General features: G+C 78.4%; 1 protein-coding gene. It reads right to left on the bottom strand.

Annotated elements, in window-relative coordinates; all coding sequences use genetic code 11:
- Nucleotides 1-67 precede the first annotated feature (67 nt).
- Nucleotides 68-913, bottom strand: coding sequence for an ABC transporter ATP-binding protein (locus D471_RS0112705; protein ID WP_017598960.1), 846 nt, complete (start codon nt 911-913; stop codon nt 68-70).
- Nucleotides 914-995 lie beyond the last annotated feature (82 nt).

The following is a 995-nucleotide window of genomic DNA, read 5'->3' as shown; positions in this document are numbered from 1 at the left end:
CCCGGAACGGCGGGACGGGGCGGCGGCCACACGCGCGCGTGACCGCCGCCCCCCGGGCGGGCGCGGGTCAGCGCGCCGCGGACGCCTCCGCGAACGCGGCGCGCAACCGCACGACCTCGGCCGGATCCCACCCCGGCCCGGGGACGCTGGAGACCAGCATCCGCGTGTAGGGGTGCTCGGGCCGCCGCAGGACGTCGGCGGCGGCGCCGCGCTCCACGACCGCCCCCTCGTACATGACCAGGACGTCGTCGGCGATCTGGCGGATGACGGCCAGGTCGTGCGAGACGAACAGCAGCGCCACCCCCGACTCGCGCCGGATCCGCGTCAGCAGCCGCAGGATCTGCGCCTGGACGGACACGTCCAGCGCGGCCACGGCCTCGTCCAGGACCAGGACCGAGGGGTCGGCGGCCAGGGCGCGGGCGATGGCGAGCCGCTGGCGCTGCCCTCCGCTGAGCCGGTGCGGCCGGGCTCCGGCCTCGCGGTCGCCCAGGCCGACCTGGGCGAGCAGTGCGGCGGCGCGCCCCGCGGCCTCCTCCCGGCCCGCGCCGTGCAGCCGCAGCACGTGGCGCACGCACCGCTCGGCGGTGAGCCGGGGGTCGAGCGATCCCAACGGGTCCTGGAAGACGAGCTGGATCTCCCGGGCACGGCGCAACCGGGCCGCGCGCCCGCGTTCGACCGCCGCGCGCGAGCGCCCCGCGACCCGCACCCGCCCGGAGTCGGGCCGGGTGAGACCGGCCAGGATCCGGGCGACGGTGCTCTTGCCCGAGCCGGACTCGCCCACCACACCGAGGGAGCCTCCGGCCGCCAGGGTGAGGGACACGTCGTCGACGGCCACCAGGTCCGGTGCGCCGCGGCCCAGGGGGAAGGTCTTGCGCAGGCCCTCCACGGCCAGCGCCGGGTGGTCCGGGGTCATCGTGCCTCCTCCTCGCGAGCGTCGGTGCCCGCGCCGGTGCGTGCGTCGTCGCCCGTGCCGGTGTCCGTCGCACCGGTGTCCA

It is taken from the genome of Nocardiopsis lucentensis DSM 44048, from assembly GCF_000341125.1.
In the GTDB taxonomy this organism is placed as follows: domain Bacteria; phylum Actinomycetota; class Actinomycetes; order Streptosporangiales; family Streptosporangiaceae; genus Nocardiopsis; species Nocardiopsis lucentensis.
Note: the sequence above shows the minus strand (reverse complement) of the source record. Positions and strands in the feature narration are given on the sequence as shown.

What these genes read in the sequence shown, in the direction of transcription:
- D471_RS0112705 (WP_017598960.1), bottom strand. Translation starts at nt 913, where the DNA reads ATGACCCCGGACCACCCGGCGCTGGCCGTGGAGGGCCTGCGCAAGACC.